The sequence below is a fragment of the Pelagihabitans pacificus genome (genome assembly GCF_009371985.2).
Taxonomy (GTDB): domain Bacteria; phylum Bacteroidota; class Bacteroidia; order Flavobacteriales; family Flavobacteriaceae; genus Pelagihabitans; species Pelagihabitans pacificus.
In genome coordinates, this window is sequence record NZ_VIKU02000001.1 from 428,838 (window position 1) to 451,415 (window position 22,578).

Consider the following 22,578-nt stretch of genomic DNA (forward strand, 5'->3'; position numbering starts at 1 on the left):
AACTCGCGACCACATTGAAGTTAAGCCTTATTTCGTACTTTGCGTTCGTTAATTCATTTCAATGACACCCATCCATATTCTAGTACTCATAGGCAGTTATTTCATTGTACTCTTACTCATATCCTATTTTACCGGAAAGAACGATTCCAATCTCGATTTTTTCAAGGCGGGCAAACAATCCCCTTGGTATCTGGTGGCCTTTGGTATGGTAGGCGCCTCTCTTTCCGGGGTCACGTTTATTTCCGTTCCCGGTTGGGTCGAAGCTTCCGAGTTCAGCTATTTACAGGTTGTCTTTGGCTATTTCGTGGGATACTTGGTCACGGCCTATGTACTCATGCCCATATATTACCGACAGAACGTCACCTCGATTTACGAGTATCTCGATACCCGCTTTGGCTTTGTCAGTTACAAGGTAGGGGCCCTCTCCTTTTTTGTATCCCGCGTTTTAGGGGCCTCATTCCGGTTGTTTTTGGTCGCCATTGTACTGCAACAGTTCGTGTTCGACGCTTGGAACATACCCTTCGAGCTCACCGTAACCCTGTCGATTTTGCTGATTTGGATCTACACCTTTAGGGGCGGAATCAAGACCATTGTATGGACCGACACCCTACAAACGCTGTTCATGTTGGTCTCGGTGCTGCTTTCTATCTATTTCATCCTGGAACAACTGGATTGGAGTTTTAGCCAGTTCTTGGCCTCGGAAGAGCTAAAGTCGTACAACAAAGTTTTCTTTACGGATGATTTCTTTGCTAAAAATCATTTTATCAAGTCGTTTCTAGGCGGCATGTTCATCACCATCTGTATGACCGGTTTGGATCAGGATATGATGCAAAAAAATCTCACCTGTAAGACTTTGAAGGATGCCCAAAAGAATATGATCAGTTTTAGCGTGGTCCTGGTTGTCGTTACCTTCGTTTTCATGCTCTTGGGAGCACTGTTGTTCATTTATGCCAAAAAACTCGGGATTGGCATTCCCTTATTGGACGGTACCCCAAAATCGGATTTACTTTTCCCTGAAATCGCTTTGAACAGTGGTCTTGGAATGACGGTGGCCATCACTTTCATGTTGGGACTGATTGCTGCGGCCTACAGTAGCGCTGACAGCGCACTTACTTCTTTGACTACTTCCTTTTGCGTGGATTTCCTGGGGATTGACAAAAAACCGGAGATTCGACAACGAAAAATAAGAAAATCCACGCACGTGGGGATGAGTGTTTTGCTCATTTTGGTGGTAATCCTATTCAAGCATGTACTGGACACCAACGTTATTGATGGGCTTTTACAAGTTGCCGGATATACCTATGGCCCGTTGCTTGGTCTTTTTGCATTCGGGATTTTTACGAAACATCAGGTAAAGGATAATCTTGTTTGGTCGGTGGCTTTGTTATCGGTACTGGTAATCTTCGGAATCGCCAATGTACCCGCAGATTTGTTGGGCGGCTATCAAGTAGGCTATGAATTACTACCCATAAACGGATTGCTTACTTACTTGGGGCTGTGGTTGATACGTACTAAAAAAAGCGGTACTACGGAGGACGCAGTTGGATAAAGAGTTAAAAAAATCGATGTGCGGTACGGGTTGAAATGTTAAAATTGAAATTTTAACAATCACGATATTTCGATAAGGTCGTCAATATTGACCTGTGGACAATAAAACGAGCGTGCAAGCCACTAGTACTTCTATCCCGTTGTCTTCTAGCAATTTATAAAATTCTGGGTTTTCCGTACCTGGATTGAAGATGACTCTTTGTGGCCTCAATTTTAGCAAACCCCCGTAAAGATCAGGCTGACGGCTTCTGTTCATATACAAAGTAACCGTGTGAATATTTTGAAAATCACTTAAATTGGTCTTTATTTGTACGTCCCCGATGTTACCCTCTTTTAAACCGAAAGCTTCAGTAATGATGTTATGGTTCCTTAGGCGTTTTACCGCCAGATTACTATAACGATTCGATTTTAAAGAGGCTCCTAAAACAAGTGTTTTGCGCATGTATATGTGTAGGATGTTAAATTTTTGGTAATTGCTGTAACGATTGGTGAGAACGTACGTCTATTAAAAGAATTGACAAAATAGTATTAGGTTTTGTTAAAATATTAGTTATCGACAAAGCTATATGTTTATAGTTAATGGTTAGTGTTTAGTATAGCGGAGTCGGTAACAGGAACCCTGGCAGCAATGCCAGGGTTTTATTTTTTGTTCAACAAAAATAGCGACCTCGTACTTGGATACAAAACATTTGCAAATTCAAAATCGCTTCCATCGCTATCGGGACTTTAAAAACTTCCGGCAATGTAACATCTTTCAAAAACGATCGTCTATTAGAAAACGGCGGTTGTTAAAAGCGTTAGCATATGTTGGATAACATAAAAATTAGAAAGAAAATTGACAAACACCAATAGATCAAGGGATTGGTTGGTGAACTTGATCCATTGATTTGTCAATGTAAGGAGCCCCGACGATTCTGTCGGGGCTTTGTTATTTGCCCAAAGGGACTATCATCACCATCTTATAATAGCACTACCCCACGTAAAGCCACTTCCAAAAGCGGCTAGGACTACGAGGTCCCCTTCCTTGATTTTTCCCTGTTCCCAAGCTTCGGTCAACGCAATAGGTATGGAAGCGGCGGTCGTATTCCCATAGCGCATGATATTGTTGAAAACCTGATCATCGTTTAACCCAAACTTCTTTTGCACGAATTGGGATATTCGCAGGTTGGCCTGATGGGGAATCAGCATATTGATATCCCCGGGCTTCAGACCATTACTGGCAAGCCCTTCCATAATTACCTCACTAAAGCGAACCACCGCATTTTTAAATACAAACTGGCCGTTCATATAAGGAAAATAGGATTCGTCATCCGGATCATTGTCCGCAATAATCTCCGTTACCCATCGACTGCCCATTCCTGGCGCGATTACCGACAGTTCTTCCGCATGCTGCCCCTCGGAGTGCAAGTGGGTTGATAAAATGCCTTTGGTGGTATCTTCTTCCCTACTCAGAACCGCGGCTCCGGCCCCGTCCCCGAAGATAACGGATACGGCCCTGCCACGGGTTGTCATGTCCAGCCCGTGCGAATGTAGTTCGGATCCAATAACCAGGATATTCTTGTACATTCCACTTTTTATATATTGATCAGCTACCGAAATGGCATAAATAAATCCGGAACATTGGTTTCTTACATCAAGGGCACCGACCGTTTTGATTCCAAGATCTCGTTGCACCAGCACACCAGGTCCCGGAAAATAGTAATCCGGGCTCAAAGTCGCAAAAATGATAAAATCGATATCGTCTTTATCGATTCCGGCCCGCTCGATGGCTACTTTTGCCGCCTCAACGCCCATGCTAGTGGTGGTTTCACCACTGCCCTTGACAACATGACGCCGTTCCTGGATCCCCGTACGTTCCTGGATCCAAGCGTCGTTGGTATCCATCAGCTTTGAAAGGTCGTCATTGGTCACCACATTCTCGGGCACATAGTATCCGAGACCGATAATCTTTGAGTTATACATTATAGGGTTGATTTGGTTTCTTTAAAAGTGTTCTCCTTGAAACACACCAACTAATATACTGAAAATAATTAATGAGGAGTTTTGGTGGATACAAGGGGTCTGTCAAGATATTTTTCAAACCCGTTGACTACTACTTCCGCTCTTAGATCGTGTAATAGATTATAAAGACCAAAGAACGTACGGTTCATATAAAGAAAGTGTTTTGAACCGCGATTGCCGTTCATTTTTCGCAACTGTTCGTCTTTGGAAAATCGTTCACTCAATTCCGCTATCCTCGACCAGAAGGTATCCGCTCCGAAGTCGAAGCGCTCCTCGTTGAAGGGTGCGGTAAATAAGGTCAACATTTCCTTGAAAAGGGCTTTGAAGAACTTGATTTCTTGGGGGGAATCGGCCTTGTTCAGAATTTCCAACTGGTATAACTTCTCCATGAAAATTTCATCATTTTCAATATTCTCCTTTTGGGCAAGTTCAAAATACGGATTGTAGAATTCATCGGGTACGGCTTTGATACATCCGAAATCAATCGCGATCAACGTACCTTTTTCACTGATTAAAAAATTTCCGGGATGTGGGTCTGCATGCACCTTACGCAATCCATGGATTTGGAACATATAAAAATCCCAAAGGGTTTGTCCCAAACGGTTTCCCGTATCCCTCGAAAAATCGGTCTTGGCAAACTCGCTCAAATGCAGCCCCTTCATCCAATCCATTGTAATGATTTTCTCACTGGACCATTCTTCGTAGTAGTTCGGAAATTCAAGGTTTTCGAGGTGCTTACAGGCTTCTGTGATTTCCTTGCTTTGTTGCACCTCGAGTATGTAGTTGGTCTCTTCGATAAGCTTATCCTCTACCTCCTTGAAATATTTCTCCGAATCCTTCCCTTTGATATTGAACATACGCGTGGCAATGGGTTTCACCAAAGCCAAATCGCTACTAATACTTTTGGCAACTCCCGGATACTGAATTTTTACCGCCAACTCCTTTCCATCCCTGGTCGCTTTGTGCACTTGCCCAATACTGGCCGCATTAATTGAATTGCGCTCAAAACTATCGAAGATTTCTTCCGGGTATTGGCCCAAATATTGTTTAAAGGTCTTGCGTACCAGTGGTGCGGACAAAGGAGGAACCGAGAACTGGGAAAGTGAGAACTTTTCAACATAGGCATTGGGCAGTAGGTTTTTCTCCATGCTCAACATCTGTGCAACTTTCAAGGCGCTTCCTTTTAAGGTTTTCAAGCCGTCATAAATGTCACCTGCATTGTTTTCATCAAGCTCACTACGATCGAGTTCCGGATTTACCAATTTCTTGCCGTAGTATTTCACATAATTACCACCGATCTTTACTCCGGTCTTGACCAGCTTACTGGCTCGTTCTATCTTACCGGTCGGAATAGTATCCAGTGTTTTCATAGGCTAATTATCGGGGGTAATCGTTACAGTATCGTTTTAATCGTTACGGCTAACTCCTTCATCACGACATTTTTTCCTTAAAAAGAAATTTTCCAAAATCAATAATGTTTTCAAGCGGGGTATTATCGAATACATCGAAAATAGTATTGATGGATTTTTCAATAGCCATATCGGTTTTTTCAAAGCCTGCGGAATCATCATCCATCCAAAACTTCAAGACAAACAAGAATTCCAACCAAGCCCCCTCCGAAAACAAACGGGGATTGTGTTTTGTAATCTTCAGATTTTTATCGGCATTGGCATCTTCTATCAACTCGGTAGCAAATGCTTTTATGTGACGTCGCAACCCTTTAAGCTGGTTCATATTCTTGAGCATGTTCTTTTGCTCTTCCAACGCGAAGAGAACATAGCTCCTGTTGAGGGTCAATAGCTCGAAGAAAGAATAGAAGAACGTGAGCATTTTATCCTTGTTGGAAAAGCTTTCATACTCTTTATTTTTTTCAAGCAATGTATCGGTAGTGGTATAGAATTTATTCCAAATTGCTTTTTGAAGGCCCTCTATAGACCCGAAAAAACTGTAGAAATCCGCTTCTTCGATTCCATTGGATTTACAAAATTTATAAATGGACCTCGGCACTGTCTCATGTTCCAAGACATAATCCATGTAGGCCGCTATTATTGTATCGTCAGAGGTTTTTTGTGTTTTCTTTGTCGCCATGGTTTCTAGTATTTGCCTGTAAAATTACGGGTATCGCCCAAGATTGTGTGTTAAGTGTTTGCCAAACCGATTGTGTTCCAACAAAAACGTGTCCCCGGGGGGAGACACGTTTTCAAACAACCTAACCAATAAATAATCAAACATGATTATGCAATCAAAATCTTTTTCATAGCAATTCTAACTCATAATCACTCTACAAATATAATATTGTTTAACTTATTTAAAAAATAATTAAACAAAAAAATATGTTAAACTTTTCATTGTCAGTATCCTACTCATCCAATACGGCATCTAATGTCAGTTTGTCACGATATCCTAAAATGGTATTTTTTTTGACTGATACAGGCTTGTGAACACCCGGGCAACAACCCGGCAACCAATTACAAGATTAAAATAAATCGGATGCCCTGATTCCAGGGAAGAAAACAAATAATTAATAATTATGGCAACAGGTAAAATCAACGTTTCGGTGGAGAACATTTTTCCACTCATCAAAAAATTTCTTTACAGCGACCACGAGATTTTCCTTCGGGAACTGGTTTCCAATGCGACGGATGCCACTCTAAAATTGAAACATTTGACCGCTATCGGAGAGGCCAAGGTAGAGTACGGTAATCCTATTATCGAGATAAAAGTCGATAAAAAGGGAAAAAAATTACACATTATTGACGAAGGTATCGGGATGACCGAGGAGGAGGTGAAAAAATATATCAATGAGGTAGCCTTTTCGGGAGCGGAGGAATTTTTGAATAAGTACGAGGATGGGGGGAAAGATACGGGTATCATTGGTCATTTTGGGCTAGGTTTTTACTCCTCGTTCATGGTAGCCAACAAAGTGGAAATCCTAACCAAGAGCTACAAAGACGAGCCTGCAGTGCATTGGAGTTGCGACGGCTCACCAAAATTTACGATCAAGAAAGGAAAGAAAGAAAATCGGGGTACGGAAATCATTCTTCACATTGCCGATGACTCCACAGAATTCCTCGAAGATCACCGTATCACCGAATTGCTGAAAAAGTACAATAAGTTTATGCCGATACCAATCAAGTTCGGCACCAAGACGGAGACCCTTCCAAAACCGGAAGATGCCAAAGAGGATGATCCGGCACCCACGAAGGAAGTAGACAACATCATCAACAATCCCAACCCGGCATGGACCAAGCAGCCCACCGATTTAAAGGATGAGGATTACAGCGCCTTTTATCGGGAACTCTACCCGATGCAGTTCGAGGAGCCCTTATTCCATATTCACTTAAACGTCGATTATCCTTTCAATCTCACGGGAATCCTTTACTTCCCGAAGTTGACACAAGACCTCAACATTCAGAAAGACAGAATCCAATTGTATCAGAACCAGGTATTCGTTACGGATAATGTAGAGGGAATCGTTCCCGAATTTTTGACCATGCTCCGTGGTGTTATCGACTCTCCCGACATTCCCTTGAACGTATCGCGTTCTTATCTACAGGCAGACGGTGCCGTTAAAAAGATATCTTCCTATATTACCAGAAAGGTTGCCGATAAACTGAATTCGCTCTTCAAGAATAATCGGGAGGATTTCGAGAAAAAATGGAACGATATCAAAATAGTGATCGAATATGGAATGCTTTCGGAAGAGAAATTCTTTGAAAAAGCCGAGAAGTTTGCCCTGTATCCCACGGTAGACAATCACTATTTCACCTTTGAGGAACTCCAGGGGAAAATTAAGGACACCCAAACCGACAAGGACGACAAATTAGTGGTTTTATATGCATCTGACAAAGAGGCCCAACATAGTTATATCGAAGCCGCCAAGGCCAAGGGTTACGAGGTATTGCTGATGGATTCTCCCATCATCGCCCACCTGATGCAAAAGTTGGAAACCTCCAAGGAAAAATTGTCTTTTGCCAGGGTGGATGCAGACCATATCGATAATCTTATAAAAAAAGAGGATACCCAGATTTCCAAACTGTCGGATGAAGAAAAGGACAAACTCAAAGCGAATTTAGAGGAGGTTATTGAGGACAAAAGCTATACCATTCAGTTAGAAGCCATGGATAGCGATGCCGCTCCCTTCATTATTACGGAGCCCGAATTCATGCGTCGCATGAAAGATATGCAGAAGACCGGTGGCGGTGGTATGTTCGGCATGGGCAACATGCCCGACATGTACAACTTGATCGTGAATACCAATCACGAGCTCGTCGGGGAAATCCTGAATACCAAGACGGCCAAAAAACGGGAGCGTTTGATCAACCAATCCATCGATTTGGCGCGTTTATCGAAAGGCTTATTGAAAGGCGAGGAACTCACCAATTTCATCAAACGTAGTTATGAAATGGTTAAATAGACCTTAGCGTTTGGAATTATCAAAAACCGCCCTGACGATACAGTCGGGGCGGTTTTTTCATTTTTTTCCCTAAAAAATACTGGTTTCCCGGTATTTTACCCTGCTTTGCCAGACACTATCTTTGGGTCGATCTTGTTATTACAAGAAACCATTAACTATAGCTATAGTGGCCGTCCCGACGATTTCGTTGGGGCGGCTTTCTTGTTTTTCCGGCATTTTTGGAACAAATCGCACCGATACCGACCATTCGTCGTGTACAACATCATGGTGGATGCTACCAATAAATCGGTCCTTGACCTAGATACTCCTCGGCGATGGGTTGGTAATAATCCTTGATCTGCTCCAAATCATACGTCTTTTGACTCTTGGTATAGAGATCATATTTGTTGAAGTCACGAATAATCTCCAAATAGTACCGGTCTTTATCACTCAACAATTCGGTATAGCTGCCTCCGGTGTGCCAGGGATAAAAGGAGTGATAACGAATCATTACCATTGCCTCTTCGGGAAGCGCATTTTCCTCGTGCTTGCTCAGCACTTGATAAAGATATTCATCATGCCCCCAGGCCAGCTCCAGCTTATCGAGACCGCATCCTTTTTCGTAGATTCCGGTGGGCGAATTGTAGCGGTCATCCCGCATATCGGGATTCAGCGAATTGAATTCAGGATACACACAGGTATCGGGCAGGGCACAACCCACAACGAAAACATCGCCTACGGTTCCCCATTGTTCATCTTGGCTGGTACCGTCCTCATCGCTGCCCCACAGGAACATCACTTTGCCCAAATCGTGAATGAGCCCCGTCAACTGCATCCAATCGGGGCGGCCGTCGGCGCGGATGGCTTCGGCACTTTGAATGAGATGCTGGACATTCGGGAGATTCAAATCGGGATCGCTTACATCGATCAAATCGTTCAGATGTGCCATAGCATCCCACAGATCCATCGGTTTATCGAATGTAAGGTACTTTTCATGCATTCGCCCTACATACTCCACGGTTTGATTTTTCCGCATTTTTCGATAGTGTTCGCGCACGGCAGCGGTTACATCGGATTGATCGTAGTTTCTAAAGGTTTTTTCCATGATAAGCTCCAATTCAAATGTCAAACACATGTTCCAACAATAGCCTAGCTATAAGGATGAAAGCGTACACCGGTTCAAGAAAAAAGGCTATGACTTCCTATTTGGCAGATTACTGTGAATTCTCTTTTCGTCCACCGCCCTTGTTTCAATTTCTCGTCTCTTTTAAACATTGCCCAATACAAGGTACAAAATAATGGTAAAGGCGATCAAAAACAGGCTGAAAGACTTTGCGTGCCTCCAAGGCTTCAGGTCGAGCAGGCCAGCGTCTTGCATAACAAATCTGTCCTCTTTGGGAAGTATAGCGGAGGCCAAGTGCATCACCAGAATATTCAAGACGAATTCGATGCCCCAAATGTGTACAAAATGAAGCTCGATCTCCCACACAAAATAGGTAACGACATAAAAGAGCAATCCGAACAATAAGCCTATTTTTGCACCCGCTGCAGATACTTTCGGGAACAGGAATCCTGCGATTATGACACTTGCGATGGGCACGAAGAAAATACCGTTCAATTGCTGCAATAGCTGATACAAGCCTTCAGGTGCATTTGCGACAAAGGGTGCAATGCCAATAGCGAATACCGCCAATATAGCAGACGTCCATTTTCCCATGACCACCAGCTTACTATCGCTAATATCCTTCCGGAGGTACCTTTTGAAAATACCCAAACTGAATACGGTCGCGGCACTGTTCAAAGCACTGTTGAAAGTGCTTAAAATAGCCCCCATCATGACAGCGACAAAAAAGCCGGTCAACCAAAGAGGAAGCACTTTCTTCACCAATTCTGGATATACGCTATCCGGAGTATCGTATAGGCTTTCCCCAAAATAGTAGAAACCGATAAGTCCGGGAAGTACGATGATCAAAGGCACCAAAATTTTCAGAAGCCCGGTAAACAACAATCCTTTTTGTGCTTCCTTTAGATTTACCGCTCCCAGTACCCGTTGAATGATCGATTGGTGCATGGCCCAAAAATAGATTTGATTGATCATTAATCCTGTAAATACTACTTCGAACGGTAGAATAGCCGATCTTGCCCCAGGGCCGATACCGGCTTCCTTGCTGATTACGTTGAATTTGGCGGGGTTATTCTCAAAGACCATCGACAGGCCCTCTATGGGATTTCCTTCACCAATGCTCAACAAAGCCAGAATTGGGACCAACAAACCGGCGACCAGCAAACCGAATCCGTTAATCGTATCGGTATAGGCAACCATCTTCAATCCTCCGAAAATGGCGTACACCGCACCGATACTCCCAACGACGAGAATCGTTATCCAAATACCTTCCCTTTGACTCACCTTCAATAAATCGGATATTTCAAAGATCGCTTCGATATTCAAAGCCCCCGTGTAAAGCACGATCGGTAATAAGGTCGCTACGAACGAAATGATCAAAAGAAGGGCCACCAAGGTTCGAGTGAGTCCGTCAAAGCGCTTTTCCAAGAACTCTGGAATGGTAGTGAGACCCATTTTCAGGTACTTCGGTGCAAAGTAGAGCGCTGCAATTACCAGCGCCAAGGCAGAGGTCACCTCCCACGCGATGATAATGGCACCATTTCGATAGGCAGACCCGTTCATGCCCACTAGGTGTTCGGTCGAGATATTGGTTAATAAAAGAGATCCGGCAATAATTATCCCGGTAAGGGACCTACCTCCTAAAAAATACCCATCCCGGGTATTCAGTTTGTCCCTGCGCAGTTTCCAAGTAGCATAGAAGGCCACAAAACCCGTGAACAAAAGAAACGTAATTATCGCCATTGCGCATAAAAGTAAGCATAATCGGGTTTCGATACCTTTCGATGAATCGTCGTCGATAAATCACCGATGCAATCAGCTTACTACGAGCCTCCTGCCAAAGTGATTTTTTAGCAGTACTACCTGGATGGTAACGAAGAAAGCCAATCCCGCCATCCCGTACAGGACGGTATTCGAAACCTGAAGATTGGAAAATGCCTCCAGAAATAAGTTGTTCGACAGTGTTTCAATGTCAGAGGACGCCAACCATGGGATATCCATTTCGCCATTCCCCAAAATGATGAAGGCAAAGATGACGACTACCACGGCACCCATTAGATACCAGCCCGTCCGGGAAATCAAAGGGGTATAGGCAACAGTATCTGCCTGTTTTCCGGCCTGTATTTTGGATAGCACCGAATCGGTAAAGTTGGGGGAAGGTGACTCCACGCCAACCTCGCTCACCACTTTTTTGATGAAATCATTCAATTCCTTTTCCTTATCTCTTTCCATAGTTTCCAAGGGTTTCCGGTTCTAGGCGATCTTGTAATAGTTTGGCAAGGCGTTTTCTACTTCGAAACAAACGTACCTTTACCGTATCGGCCGCAATGCCCATTATTTTACTTATTTCTTTTAAAGATAGTTCTTCATAATAGTGTAATGTCAAAACAATCGCATCATCTTCGGCCAATTCTTTCATAGCATTTTTGATCGTTACCTTGCGATCGTCTGCCTCCAATGCATCGATTGCATTGTCTAGCGATGCGATATTGTATTCCCTGAATTGATCGATCGACGCTGTCTTCAAATGTCTTCCCTGCTTTTTGAGATAGTCCAAGCTTTTGTTATAGGTAATCTTGTAGATCCATGTTGAAAACTTGGAATCCCCTTTAAAAGACGCCAATGCCTGGAAGACCTTTAAAAAAACGTCCTGTGATACCTCCTCCGCCTCCTCGTGGTTCCGGAGTATTTTCATCGCCAACGTATACACCATGTACTTGTAGCGATCCACTAATACCGAAAAGGCTTGTGTGTCGCCATTGATCACTCGATCGATACAGGGTTGGTCTGCGTTTTGGCTCATTTGTTCTATAGGACGTATAAATTACAAATTAGGTTACAGGTTTTTAAAAAAAATGGTACAAGGTGTAACCTCGATCAAACCATAGCCGTCATACATAGCAAACGAGTTTATTTATCAATCTACCTGCCGATGGGCGGGCTTAAAAAAAAATCATAATGGCAGCAGCAATCATAGTTCCAGTTAGCTTTTTTCTAGTAGTATTCGCAATTACCTATCTCTATTTCTCCACCAGAAACAAAGAGCGCATGGCTTTAATCGAGAAAGGGGCCGATGCCAGTATTTTTCTTTCGGGCAAACCAAAAAACAGGTTACCCTTTTGGAAAGTGTTCCTACTGAATTTCGCCTTGTTGCTAGTAGGAACCGGGTTGGCCATTTTTATCGGATCCATTCTTCAGGAAATGAGGGTCGATGGGGATGTTGCCTATCCAGGGTCTATCTTTACCATGGCCGGAATCAGTTTACTGATAGGTTTCTTCCTGACCAAAAAAATGGATAAGGAGGAGTAGACCATCATCTACCAGAAAATGAGTTTTAAGAAAACCGGGGCAAGGCTCCGGTTTTTTATTCTCCATTTATTGAATAGCTAAAATCCTACGTGGGTGGGTCAAAATTCGCTATCTTGAAGATATGTTTGAGGTAGGGAATCTAAACTATAATTTTCAATCCTTTTTGGACATGGTCGGGCTTATCCAAGGTACCACCTTAGGGGTTCTCCTTATCGTCTTAAACAAAAGGAAATATCGAAGCACCTTTTTCTTGGGGCTATTTTTAATCTTCCTATCCCTAAAATTGGTATCGTATATCGCCATAAGCCTACAGGTAAGTGATGTTTATCCTACATTGTTTCTTTTACCATTTAATTTTTCCTGGTTGCTCCTACCTTTGTTCTTTGTATACACACAGCAGGTATGCGCACTTTCCAATGAGAAAACGCACTACTGGGTATTGATACCGGGCGTTGTATCGTTTTTGGCACAATTGGTGATTTTTTTTCTGCCCTACGAAACAAAATTGATGATTTCCCAAAGTCCGTGGTATGTACTCATCTTTACCTACATTGGGATTTTTTATTCGTTGGCAATCGGTGTTTGGAATCTGAGGCTATTGTACCACCACCGTATCGAGGTACACAATTCCTTTTCCTTGATTGAATCAAAGGAATTGCAATGGGCCCGAGTTTTTCTTATTTACAGTTTAATAACTACTGTTATCATCCACATTCTGTTTTATATATCTACCACAAACTATTATTTCAAAATTCTCTTTTCCGTTTTTGACCTGATAGCCATTTATTGGGTTTCCTATCACGGCGTAGTGCAGCGCAACGTATTGTCAGTGCTGGATGAAAGGGGAAGGTACCATATTCCACTTCAGGTCCCATCCGAAACCGTCAACACAACAACAACCGCTACCGAAGAGTTGGAGGCGCTGATGGAAAAGATAGATAATCATATGGTTCGATCGGAAAGCTTCATACACACCGAACTAACTATTGTAGATTTGGCGGAAAAACTTAAGGTTCATCCCAAACGCATTTCCACTGCCATCAATACGATTCGACAACAAAACTTCAACACCTATGTGAATCGGTTCCGAATCAAGAAAGCGGAACAGTTACTCAGAAATCAGGAAGAAATCCATCTCAGCATAGAGGGAATTGGGAATGAGGTAGGTTTTCATAGCAAAAGTGCCTTCTACTCGGCTTTTAAGAAGGAGACAGGAACCACGCCGACCAAGTACAAGGAAAAAATTAGTGCCTAAAAGATCGGATAATCCTACTTCCTGTACGGCACTGGCAAGCGATGTACCTTGCGATTACTGAAAAAAGACTTTTTATTAGGGTACGGATTCCTGAAAAGAACCTTGTACGCCCATCCTATAGGTGAATTGGTTCTGATTTCAGAAATCCGAACGCTTCCCCTGTTAAATTATTGGTCTGTACCGAACTGCTTTCCGAATATTTGCAGCCGTGGAAATAGACATGAACCGATTACAAATCATTCCTGTTTTCCTACTTGGTATCAGGGTAGGTTTATAGAATGGGAATGCATGGTTCGGCAATCGGTGTCACTTTCAGCAGGGGATACGATACGATAAGATGTAATGATACTCCCCTTGCTATTGTTAGTTACTATATATGAAGTTTAGTTTATGAAACCAGTAAGAAATCACCAAAGCGTAGCCTATGGAATGTGTTGAAATAAACCCTGCCGGCAATTTCGATTCTTGGGAGTCGACCAAACTCTGGGAATTGCAAAAGAAGCCGATCAGTGATTCCTTGGGTCAAAAGTTGCTATTCGAAAATGGCAATGTACGGGTTTGGGAAGTGGTGCTCCTACCAAATGAGCGACTACCGTTCAGGAAATCAAATGCAGACTGTTGTTGGATATCGATGACCAGGGGATTGGCGATATCAAGGGCAAACAATGGAAAAATAACTTTGATTCGCCTAAAAAAAGGAGACACCACTTTCTGGCAATCCGAGAACGACCCTACCATTTTTGATCTGGAAAACATTGGTGAACAGCTATTGCTTTTCCATATCATGGAATTTAAATCGGTCGGCACGGAAAGCGCGCGCTTCGAAGGAAATCACTTCTAATCGGTACCGAATTAAGACGATTCCCCCACCCACTAAAACCCCATGATAGATGTACCCTTTTTTAGTTCCCTCCAATTTTTGGTTGCATCTATCAGGCGCTGATAGGAAAAAGGTCGTAAGAGAACTTTGATTTATCGCGCCGGGGTTTTTTAAAAAATCGACGCCGATTGGTTTCCTTAGGAGCCAATGAAATCGGCCAAAGTCGAGGCCAACTCCTCTCCTTTGTCTTCCTGAATAAAATGTCCGGCACCTTTAATAATCCGATGGGGTTGTCCCTGGGCTCCTGGCACCTTAGCCTGAAAATAGGTTTCCGCCCCGTGCATGATAGGGTCCGAATCGCCAAAAAGCGTCAAAAACGGCTTTTCCCAACGTTCCAGCACTTTCCATGCGGCATCACAGGCAGGTAATTGGTTGTCAAAATCGTCACCATCAAAAGGCACCAGTTTGGGAAAGATACGGGCTCCCGCTTTATAGGAGTCATCCGGAAAGGGAGCATCATAGGCAGCTATTACCTCATCCGACAACCGGGAGACCGTTCCCATTTGCAACACGCCACCTGCATGAAAATGCGGGGTGGTTTGGGAGAAATGACGCCATTTCAAAAAAGCCTCATTGGCCTTCATTCCCGTCCGGGGTACAAACGTATTCGAGGCTGTAATCGTGGCAAACAGATGCTCATTTTCGGCCGCAAGGCGAAGTCCGGCCAAACCGCCCCAGTCTTGACAAAACAGGTTGATATCTGTTAGTTTCAAATGCGAAATGAGGGCTTTTAACCAGGTTACATGTTTTTCAAAACTGTAAGCGGACGGCTCAATTGGTTTGTCGGACTTCCCAAAACCGATTAAATCGGGCGCAATGGTCCTGAATCCCGCCTCGACCAAAATCGGAATCATTTTTCGGTAGAGGTACGACCAGCTGGGTTCACCGTGTAAAAGCAATATCGTTTTCCCTTTCCCCTCGTCGACATAGTGCATGTTAAGACCAGGAGCCACCTCGCAATAATGGGGACAAAAAGGATAATCCCTGATGTTCCCGAATAGCGAAGTCGGAGTGGAAAGAACATTCATTCTGATAAATTTAAGGTTACTACATAGCCCTTGGAGGGATCGACCGTTCCCTTGAGCATTTGAAGGTAAAGGAATTCCATCCCTTTTTGGAAATCAACAAATTGGAGCGCCAGCCATTTTTCCATCTGGGCGGTGAATTCCTTTTGTGCCATCTCGATACGTTGATTCGCTTCTTCCTGTCCGACCTCGGTGTAAAACTTCCTGGCATGGTCCGGCGCGAAGAAAAATTTCGATTTGGGAATCGCTTTCTTGGAACCGGCAGACTGCCAATCGGCCAAGCCGATCAACGAGATATGTTGTAATCGATTGCCTAGTTGTTCAGTCAATTGAAACAACAACTTCGTATTACCGGTTAAATCGATTATTACGGATGCCTCCTTGTCAAGTTCCTTGGCAATATCCCCGTACGCTACCACTTTGTCATAAAACGTCGTAGTCCTTACAAAATCGGCATTCCGTTTTGAGGTAAGGGCCACTACCTTTTTTCCATGCTCTTTCTTGTGTAAATGTAGCATAAATGCAATCCCCAAAGCTGTTTTGGAAGATGCACCGGTCAGAACGATTTGGGAAGCATCAAAAAAAAGCTCCTTTTTCAAAAATTGGTAGTTCAAATAAGCGGTCGTAAACAAGGGCTTGATTATGGAATAGTAGCCAGAAGACTCTTTATTCCGTCTATCCCCATCCTTGAGATAGAAATTATAGATTGGGGGCAATTCTTTTCTATGCAAGGTTCCATCTACAAAACCATGGGATGTTACACGAATAGGCCGTACCTTCAAGAAAGCCCTCATAGGCCAATACCCATAATACCGATCTCCGACGGCAATACTGGCATATTTGGATGCGACTACCTCGGCAAAACCCCAAACGGGGATTATGCCCCATGGATGGGCCGATGGAAAAAATTTCCAATACCCCAACTTGTCACCTACCACTGCGTAGGTGATATTATTACTGGTAAATGCAAAGCTGCCAATTCTCAACAATACTTCATCTTCACTGAGTTCAGGTAGTGGGGATGCTACCAATCGACACTCAAAAAAATCGGTCTTATTTACTTGAAAAGAGTTGTTCATTTCCGCCATTATTCAAACATGAGGGATACAAATTCCGCGACACAGGCCGGTTTTTGGGCTCCTTCTATCTCTATGGTACACCCCCAGGTAACTTTTAAACCATTCGAACCATAGTCTTCGATTTGCACCACCTTCCCCATAAATCGCAATCTACTATCGACCACTACGGGGTGGGGAAAACGCACCTTATTCAAACCGTAGTTCACCCCCATTTGTACACTTTGTACTTCCACTACATCCGCCAGCATCTTGGAGATGAGCGAAACGGATAGAAAACCATGGGCTACGGGCGCTTTAAAGGGCGAATAGTGCTTCGCCTTTTCCACATCCACATGAATCCATTGAAAATCCAAAGTGGCCTCGGCGAAAGCGTTGATCATGTCTTGGGTGACCGTAATCCATGGTCCTATCGGTAAGTCTTGTCCTTCCTGTTTTCTGAATTCCTCAAAATTCCTACAAATCAATTTTTCCATACCATCTATCTTGAAATTCCCCCGTCAATCGTCAGACAAATACCGGAAACATATTGTGCCTCATCGGAAGCCAAGTAGAGGTATCCATAGGCAATGTCTATCGGCTGGGCCGCTTTTTGTAGGGGAATCTGTTTTTTGATGCTTTCCAGATGCTGGGCAGGAATTGCCTTGACCATCTCGGTCAAGGTGAAGCCAGGGGCCACTGCATTTGCAGTGATGCCGTACTTGCCCAGTTCCATCGTCCAGGTTTTCGACATGGCAATGACACCGGCCTTTGTGGCGGAATAATTGGTTTGCCCAAAATTACCCCTTAAACCCACATTGGAGGCGGCAGAAATAATTCTCCCATAGCCCGCCTCTTTCATATAAGCTGAAACCGCTTGGGTACACAGGAACACTCCCTTAAGGTTGACGTCGATAACCGAATCCCATTCGTTCTCGCTCATTTTTAGTAGTGTCTTGTCCCTGGTGATGCCGGCGTTATTAATTAAAATATCGATTTTCCCATACCTGGAATGGATATCCTGCGCAGCGGCATTTACGGCTGCCTTGTCGGTAACCGATATTTTTAAAAATTCGGACTTGCCTCCATTGGCGTTGATGCCTTGGGCCGTTTGGGCCCCCTCTTCCAAAAGGTCCCAGATGATAACCGAGGCCCCTTCTTGGGCAAACAACTCGGAGATTGCCTTTCCGATTCCCCGAGCACCTCCGGTGATGATCGCTACTTTGTTTTTTAATCGCATACTTCGTTCGATTTAAGATATTAGATTTCAGATGTAAGGCTTAGGGCATAAGACCTCGGGATTTATTTCTAGCGTGTCCCTAATATCGCCATACGCTTTTTTGGCGTTGCGCATGTGGCGCGAAGCGAACCGCAAGTGGAACTAGGGCCATGGGATCTTCCAAAAAATGTTATATGATGTCCTTGCTTCATTTGTTTACATGCCGATCACTGCCTTTCCCTTCACTTTTCGTTGCATCATTTCTTCCAGGGCTTTTGGAGCCTCTTCCAACGAGTAGACTTTATGGATATGCGGTTTTAACTTTCCCTGCTCGTACCATTGCATTAATTCGATGGTGTTTTGTTGGTTGGTTTTGGGGGTTTTCATGGCGAAACTTCCCCAAAAAACCCCGACGAGGGCACAGCCTTTCAAAAGCGGCAGATTCAAGGGTATCTTCGGAATATCCCCCGCCGCAAAACCGATGATCAAATACCTCCCCTCCCAAGCCATGCCTCGAATAGCCGCTTCGGAATAGTTGCCGCCGACGGGATCATAAACCACATCGACTCCTTTGCCATCGGTTAATTCCTTTATGGTGTCCTTTAGGTTCTCTTCCGAATAATTGATGACTTTGTCGGCCCCGTATTTTTTGCAAAGCGTCAGTTTGCTTTTAGAGGAGGCTGCCGCAATGACCTTGGCGCCCATCAACTTTCCTAATTCCACCGCTGCAAGACCTACCCCTCCGGAAGCACCCAGTATCAAAAGGGTTTCCCCCTCTTTCAAATGTCCCCTGTCCTTTAGTGCATGGTAGGAGGTCCCGTAGGCCATCATAAACGACGCGGCAATCGGGAAGTCCATTTGCGGCGGTTTTAAAAAACAGGTGTTCGCGGGCACGATCACCTCCTCGGCAAAACCACCGTTCATAACAAAGCCAAATACCGCATCGCCCGCCTTTACGTGGGTGACTCCTTCCCCGACCTGCTTTACCACTCCGGCAATATCGCTCCCGGGGGTAAAGGGCAGTGCTGGTTTAAATTGATATAGCCCTTGGATGATCAAGGTATCGGGAAAATTGACCCCGCAGGCTTTTACCCGGACCAGTACCTCGTTTTTCCTCGGTTCGGGACTTTCGATTTCAATCACTTCCAAACCCGAAGGCGGGCCGAACGCCTTACAAACAATTGCTTTCATTTTCTTTTTTTGTGTCCTTCAACAGTCCTGTTCTGAGCCTGCCGAAAGGCTCGGTATACACCTTTTTAACGTATCCTTCTTCCAAATCGAGCCTATTCCTCCAAGACTTTCAACACCAATTTCCCCATCTTTTCCCCAGTGAACAAGCGGGTGAAGGTCTCCGGAAAATTCTCGATGCCTTCATAGATGTCTTCCTTGCTCTTTAGCTTACCTTCCTTCAGCCATTGGCCCATCTCCTGGGCTGCTTTGCCGTAGTCGGCGGCATAATCGAATACGATCATCCCCTTCATACTGGCGCGGTTGACCAAGAGCGATAAATAGTTTTTAGGCCCTCGTACGTTTTCCCGGTTATTGTATTGGGAGATAGCCCCACAAATCACGACCCTAGCCCTCATGCGCAGTCTGGCCAAGGCAGCATCCAAAATCTCTCCGCCCACATTGTCAAAATAAACATCGATGCCTTTGGGGCATTCCCTTTTCAAGGCATCATATATATCTTCCGATTTGTAATCGATCGCGGCGTCAAAACCGAGTTCTTCCACCACGTATTTACACTTCGCCGCACCTCCAGCAATACCAACGACCCTACAGCCTTTTATCTTGGCGATCTGTCCCACGATACTACCGACCGCGCCGGCCGCACCCGACACCAAAACTACATCGCCCTCCTTGATTTTTCCTTCCCTTAAAATACCAAAATAAGCCGTCATACCCGGCATCCCCAAAGTACCGATATACATAGGTAATGGTGCAAGCGCAGGGTCTACGGGATACCAGTTCTCCCCATCGGTTACCGTGTATTGTTGTACCCCTCCCCATCCACTTACAAAATCCCCTTCCTTCAATTTCGGATGGTTGTTCGATTTAATCACTTTGCCTACCGATCCCGCCCGCATGACGGCTCCTAATTCCACCGGCGGGATGTACGACTTGGCATCGTTCATCCAGCCACGCATAGCGGGGTCAAGGGAGATGTAATGTTGCTGCACCAATACCTCGCCCTCCCCAGGTTCCGGAATCGGTTTCGATTCCAACGACCAGGTCGAGGCATCGGGCATTCCCTCAGGGCGTTTACGCAATATCCACTGTTTGTTCATGTATTATATTTTTAACGTTATTTCTTCTGAAGACTTTCCACAAAAGCCTTCATTTTGGTTCGTATTCGAGGAGACCACCACAATTCGATGGCTTCTCCTAAATCTTTGGATGCATCATTCTCCAGCTCGGCCAACCAGCTGTTTCGTAATTTTCGCTTTGTATTTCGTAAAATGCCGGTATCGGCGCGGAGATACTGCTGCATCTTTTTTTCCGCCGTCGGCAATACCTGATCCAGTGGCACCAATTGATTCACCAACCCACATTCCAGGGCCTCCTCCCCATTCAGCAGTTTTCCATCCAGAATAAATTCATGGGCCTTGCCCGAACCGATCCAAAATGAATAGGCACGGATCAGATTATTGGAAATTTGGATATTTACTGCTACTTCGTTCAAACCAATCGTATATTTTTCCCCTACTGCCATAATGCGATAGTCAGCCGTTATGGCAAATACACACCCTCCCGCCGGGGCATATCCGGGGATTGCACAAATCAACGGTTTTGGAAATCGGGCCATTTGAACGTGAAGGGTACCAAAATCGGTAAAAAAAGCAGTTATTTCGGTTTCATTATAGCCGTACAATTCAATGACATCCAGACCTGCGGAGAAGAAATGTGGGATTCCGGTCAAAATTACCCCTTCTACCGAGTCATCGTTCTCCAAATCGGTAAAGGCAGCGTTCAATTCCTTAACCATGTGATGGTTGATGGCGTTGACCTTGCCCCTGTTTAGCTGTACGATGGTGTAGCGTTCCTTTTTTGTTAGTTGTACTGTTTTCAATGGTTTGTTTTAATGTTGTATCCTCTTAAAGCCTGGTTGTCAGATTCATACTATCAAGGCGTTTACCCATGATATTGATTTTCGCTGTATTTCACGTACGTACCAATTTTCGAAAAAACCCCTCCGCCTTCGGCACCTCCCCTTGAAAAAAGGGGAGGACCCTATGAACGGCATTTATATTTGACATATACTCGATACAAATTTGCCTACATTACGGAAAATTTTTTGTCCTAAATAATTACACTTTTGTTCTGCACCTCCCCTTGGAAAAATTGTAGGACACCATAAAGGGCACTGATGCTTGACGTACTTTATCCTTTTCTACAGACTACTATAATGATCTGTATCCCTACACCTTAGCAACCCTCTTTGCAGGATATGCCCAACAACTATCTTTTACGTCCTTAATCTCTCAATTCTTTTTCTCTTGTCTTTTGTCTATTCTCTCAAGTCCCTTTTCTGCCCAACCTACAAAGACGTTCCCCCATCCAAGGTAATCGTCTGTCCCGTGATGAACCGGGTACTGTCGGATGCCAACCAGACAATAGCCTCGGCAATCTCGGCGGCAGCGCCATAGCGTTTCATGGGAATGACACTTTTTAAGATGTCGTCCATATCGGGACGGGCAGCCAACAATTTATCCAACAAGGCAGATTCGGTATATCCGGGACATACCGCGTTAATGCGAATATTTTTGGAGGCATATTCCATAGCGGCCGATTTGGTCATCCCTACCACCGCGAATTTGCTTGCACTATACGACAGGTTATTGGGGGATGCCTTGAGTCCGGCCAATGAGGCAACGTTCACAATGTTTCCGCCCCCCTGCTCCAACATTTGCCTGAGGGCAACCTTCATACAGTAAAAAACGCCCGTTTGATTCACGGCGATGACATTGTCCCAATCCTCCATTGCATACTCCGCGGTCTTGGTCATTTGTCGTGGGCCAATTCCAGCGTTGTTCACCATCACATCCAAACGGCCAAATTGGCTCACCGTCTTATTGACCAAGTTTTCAACGGCCTCATAGTTGGCTACGTTCGCTTCGAAAGTGATCGCCTTTCCTCCAGTGCCCACGATTGCATCCACCGTATTTTGCGCTTTTTCCATCTTCAAATCGGAAACGACTACCTGTGCGCCGTGATGTGCGAAATGTTTGGCGGTGGCAGCCCCTATCCCAGAACCCGCTCCGGTGACAATAACTATCTTTTTTTTTACCTGCATATGCTTTTATTCCAATAATGCTTCCCTAGTCCCTCCGAAGGAGGAGATTTTTCTTGGATTCAGCAAATCAATTTCAATTCATTCATCTTCATTGACAAAAAATAATTCTTGAATCCTGTAAGGCCTTTTTTCGAATGTGCCCGGGATATCCTTCCATCTGTATCAGTTTGAAAAATTCGGCCTTGGTGTCGTAGGTGACGATCAAAACCTCATCCCACAGCTCTTCGTCTTCAGGGCCGATAATCATCAGCGAAGGTTTGGCCTTAAAGCTGATTCGGGCGTTTATATTTTCGAAAAAAGGAGTCGCTTTCGCAAGATATTCCCGATACACCTCTTTCCCCGTTTTCCCTGTTTCTTGATCTATAGGCGCATACTTCATGTAGTTCAACATATATAACGGACGGTCATCCGGAAAATCTGCCAAGGCCCGTAAGGCCTCAGGGTTGATATCGGTGTACAAATCGTTGCCCATA

At 44.4% G+C, this 22,578-nt stretch carries 22 protein-coding genes; 5 read left to right on the forward strand and 17 right to left on the reverse strand.

Going from position 1 to position 22,578, the window contains the following annotated elements; translation table 11 throughout:
• The first annotated feature begins 61 nt into the window (after positions 1-61).
• Positions 62-1,549: a sodium:solute symporter gene (locus FK220_RS01900; protein WP_152572587.1), complete on the forward strand. Its 1,488-nt coding sequence runs from the start codon at positions 62-64 to the stop codon at positions 1,547-1,549.
• Between the two features lie 81 nt (positions 1,550-1,630).
• Here FK220_RS01900 and FK220_RS01905 read toward each other — a convergent pair whose 3' ends face one another.
• The 4 genes from FK220_RS01905 to FK220_RS01920 all read right to left on the reverse strand — a co-directional run bounded on the left by FK220_RS01905 (position 1,631) and on the right by FK220_RS01920 (position 5,637).
• Positions 1,631-1,990 carry a CoA-binding protein gene (locus tag FK220_RS01905; protein ID WP_152572588.1) on the reverse strand — a complete coding sequence of 120 codons (360 nt, stop codon included), beginning with the start codon at positions 1,988-1,990 and terminating at the stop codon, positions 1,631-1,633.
• 509 nt (positions 1,991-2,499) lie between these two features.
• Positions 2,500-3,510 (reverse strand): 3-oxoacyl-ACP synthase III family protein, encoded by a 1,011-nt coding sequence (locus FK220_RS01910; RefSeq protein WP_152572589.1) that lies wholly within the window; start codon positions 3,508-3,510, stop codon positions 2,500-2,502.
• A 68-nt stretch (positions 3,511-3,578) separates the two neighbouring features.
• Positions 3,579-4,919, reverse strand: coding sequence for an ABC1 kinase family protein (locus tag FK220_RS01915; RefSeq protein WP_152572590.1), 1,341 nt, complete (start codon positions 4,917-4,919; stop codon positions 3,579-3,581).
• A 61-nt stretch (positions 4,920-4,980) separates the two neighbouring features.
• Positions 4,981-5,637 (reverse strand): TetR family transcriptional regulator C-terminal domain-containing protein, encoded by a 657-nt coding sequence (locus FK220_RS01920; protein ID WP_152572591.1) that lies wholly within the window; start codon positions 5,635-5,637, stop codon positions 4,981-4,983.
• A gap of 442 nt (positions 5,638-6,079) precedes the next feature.
• Here FK220_RS01920 and htpG point away from each other — a divergent pair, with 442 nt between their 5' ends.
• Positions 6,080-7,966 (forward strand): molecular chaperone HtpG, encoded by a 1,887-nt coding sequence (gene htpG, locus FK220_RS01925; protein ID WP_152572592.1) that lies wholly within the window; start codon positions 6,080-6,082, stop codon positions 7,964-7,966.
• Between the two features lie 274 nt (positions 7,967-8,240).
• Here the strand turns inward: htpG and FK220_RS01930 are convergent, their stop codons facing one another.
• The 4 genes from FK220_RS01930 to FK220_RS01945 all read right to left on the reverse strand — a co-directional run bounded on the left by FK220_RS01930 (position 8,241) and on the right by FK220_RS01945 (position 11,871).
• The gene (locus FK220_RS01930) at positions 8,241-9,050 is read right to left on the reverse strand and encodes an inositol oxygenase (RefSeq protein ID WP_238718868.1); all 810 of its coding nucleotides are present in this window, start codon (positions 9,048-9,050) and stop codon (positions 8,241-8,243) included.
• A gap of 162 nt (positions 9,051-9,212) precedes the next feature.
• Positions 9,213-10,811 (reverse strand): solute:sodium symporter family transporter, encoded by a 1,599-nt coding sequence (locus FK220_RS01935; RefSeq protein ID WP_152572593.1) that lies wholly within the window; start codon positions 10,809-10,811, stop codon positions 9,213-9,215.
• A 72-nt stretch (positions 10,812-10,883) separates the two neighbouring features.
• Positions 10,884-11,300, reverse strand: coding sequence for a hypothetical protein (locus tag FK220_RS01940; protein WP_152572594.1), 417 nt, complete (start codon positions 11,298-11,300; stop codon positions 10,884-10,886).
• On the reverse strand, positions 11,287-11,871 hold the full coding sequence (locus FK220_RS01945; protein WP_152572595.1) for an RNA polymerase sigma factor: 585 nt from the start codon (positions 11,869-11,871) through the stop codon (positions 11,287-11,289). The genes FK220_RS01940 and FK220_RS01945 overlap by 14 nt, the downstream gene beginning before the upstream one ends.
• 155 nt (positions 11,872-12,026) lie before the next feature.
• Between FK220_RS01945 and FK220_RS01950 the strand changes: the two genes are divergently transcribed.
• From FK220_RS01950 to FK220_RS01960, 3 genes are all read left to right on the forward strand, one after another.
• Complete coding sequence (locus tag FK220_RS01950) at positions 12,027-12,377, forward strand: DUF6249 domain-containing protein (RefSeq protein ID WP_152572596.1); 351 nt, start codon at positions 12,027-12,029, stop codon at positions 12,375-12,377.
• A gap of 121 nt (positions 12,378-12,498) precedes the next feature.
• On the forward strand, positions 12,499-13,632 hold the full coding sequence (locus FK220_RS01955) for a helix-turn-helix domain-containing protein (RefSeq protein ID WP_152572597.1): 1,134 nt from the start codon (positions 12,499-12,501) through the stop codon (positions 13,630-13,632).
• Between the two features lie 424 nt (positions 13,633-14,056).
• Complete coding sequence (locus FK220_RS01960) at positions 14,057-14,473, forward strand: hypothetical protein (RefSeq protein WP_152572598.1); 417 nt, start codon at positions 14,057-14,059, stop codon at positions 14,471-14,473.
• Between the two features lie 176 nt (positions 14,474-14,649).
• Here FK220_RS01960 and FK220_RS01965 read toward each other — a convergent pair whose 3' ends face one another.
• The 9 genes from FK220_RS01965 to FK220_RS02005 form a co-directional block, all read right to left on the reverse strand.
• Positions 14,650-15,540 carry a haloalkane dehalogenase gene (locus FK220_RS01965; RefSeq protein WP_152572599.1) on the reverse strand — a complete coding sequence of 297 codons (891 nt, stop codon included), beginning with the start codon at positions 15,538-15,540 and terminating at the stop codon, positions 14,650-14,652.
• Positions 15,537-16,616 (reverse strand): DUF2855 family protein, encoded by a 1,080-nt coding sequence (locus FK220_RS01970; protein WP_166204735.1) that lies wholly within the window; start codon positions 16,614-16,616, stop codon positions 15,537-15,539. The genes FK220_RS01965 and FK220_RS01970 overlap by 4 nt, the downstream gene beginning before the upstream one ends.
• An 8-nt stretch (positions 16,617-16,624) precedes the next feature.
• Complete coding sequence (locus FK220_RS01975) at positions 16,625-17,089, reverse strand: MaoC family dehydratase (protein ID WP_152572601.1); 465 nt, start codon at positions 17,087-17,089, stop codon at positions 16,625-16,627.
• 5 nt (positions 17,090-17,094) lie between these two features.
• Complete coding sequence (gene fabG, locus FK220_RS01980; RefSeq protein ID WP_152572602.1) at positions 17,095-17,832, reverse strand: 3-oxoacyl-ACP reductase FabG; 738 nt, start codon at positions 17,830-17,832, stop codon at positions 17,095-17,097.
• 195 nt (positions 17,833-18,027) lie between these two features.
• The gene (locus FK220_RS01985; protein ID WP_152572603.1) at positions 18,028-19,002 is read right to left on the reverse strand and encodes an NADPH:quinone oxidoreductase family protein; all 975 of its coding nucleotides are present in this window, start codon (positions 19,000-19,002) and stop codon (positions 18,028-18,030) included.
• A 92-nt stretch (positions 19,003-19,094) separates the two neighbouring features.
• Entirely contained in the window at positions 19,095-20,099 is a 1,005-nt protein-coding gene (locus tag FK220_RS01990; RefSeq protein ID WP_152572604.1) for an NADP-dependent oxidoreductase, read from the reverse strand.
• 17 nt (positions 20,100-20,116) lie between these two features.
• Positions 20,117-20,881, reverse strand: a complete 765-nt coding sequence (locus FK220_RS01995; RefSeq protein WP_152572605.1) for an enoyl-CoA hydratase/isomerase family protein — start codon at positions 20,879-20,881, stop codon at positions 20,117-20,119.
• Positions 20,882-21,349: 468 nt separating this feature from the next.
• Positions 21,350-22,105, reverse strand: coding sequence for an SDR family NAD(P)-dependent oxidoreductase (locus tag FK220_RS02000; protein WP_152572606.1), 756 nt, complete (start codon positions 22,103-22,105; stop codon positions 21,350-21,352).
• 88 nt (positions 22,106-22,193) lie between these two features.
• Positions 22,194-22,577 (reverse strand): hypothetical protein, encoded by a 384-nt coding sequence (locus FK220_RS02005; protein ID WP_152572607.1) that lies wholly within the window; start codon positions 22,575-22,577, stop codon positions 22,194-22,196.
• Position 22,578: the final 1 nt, after the last annotated feature.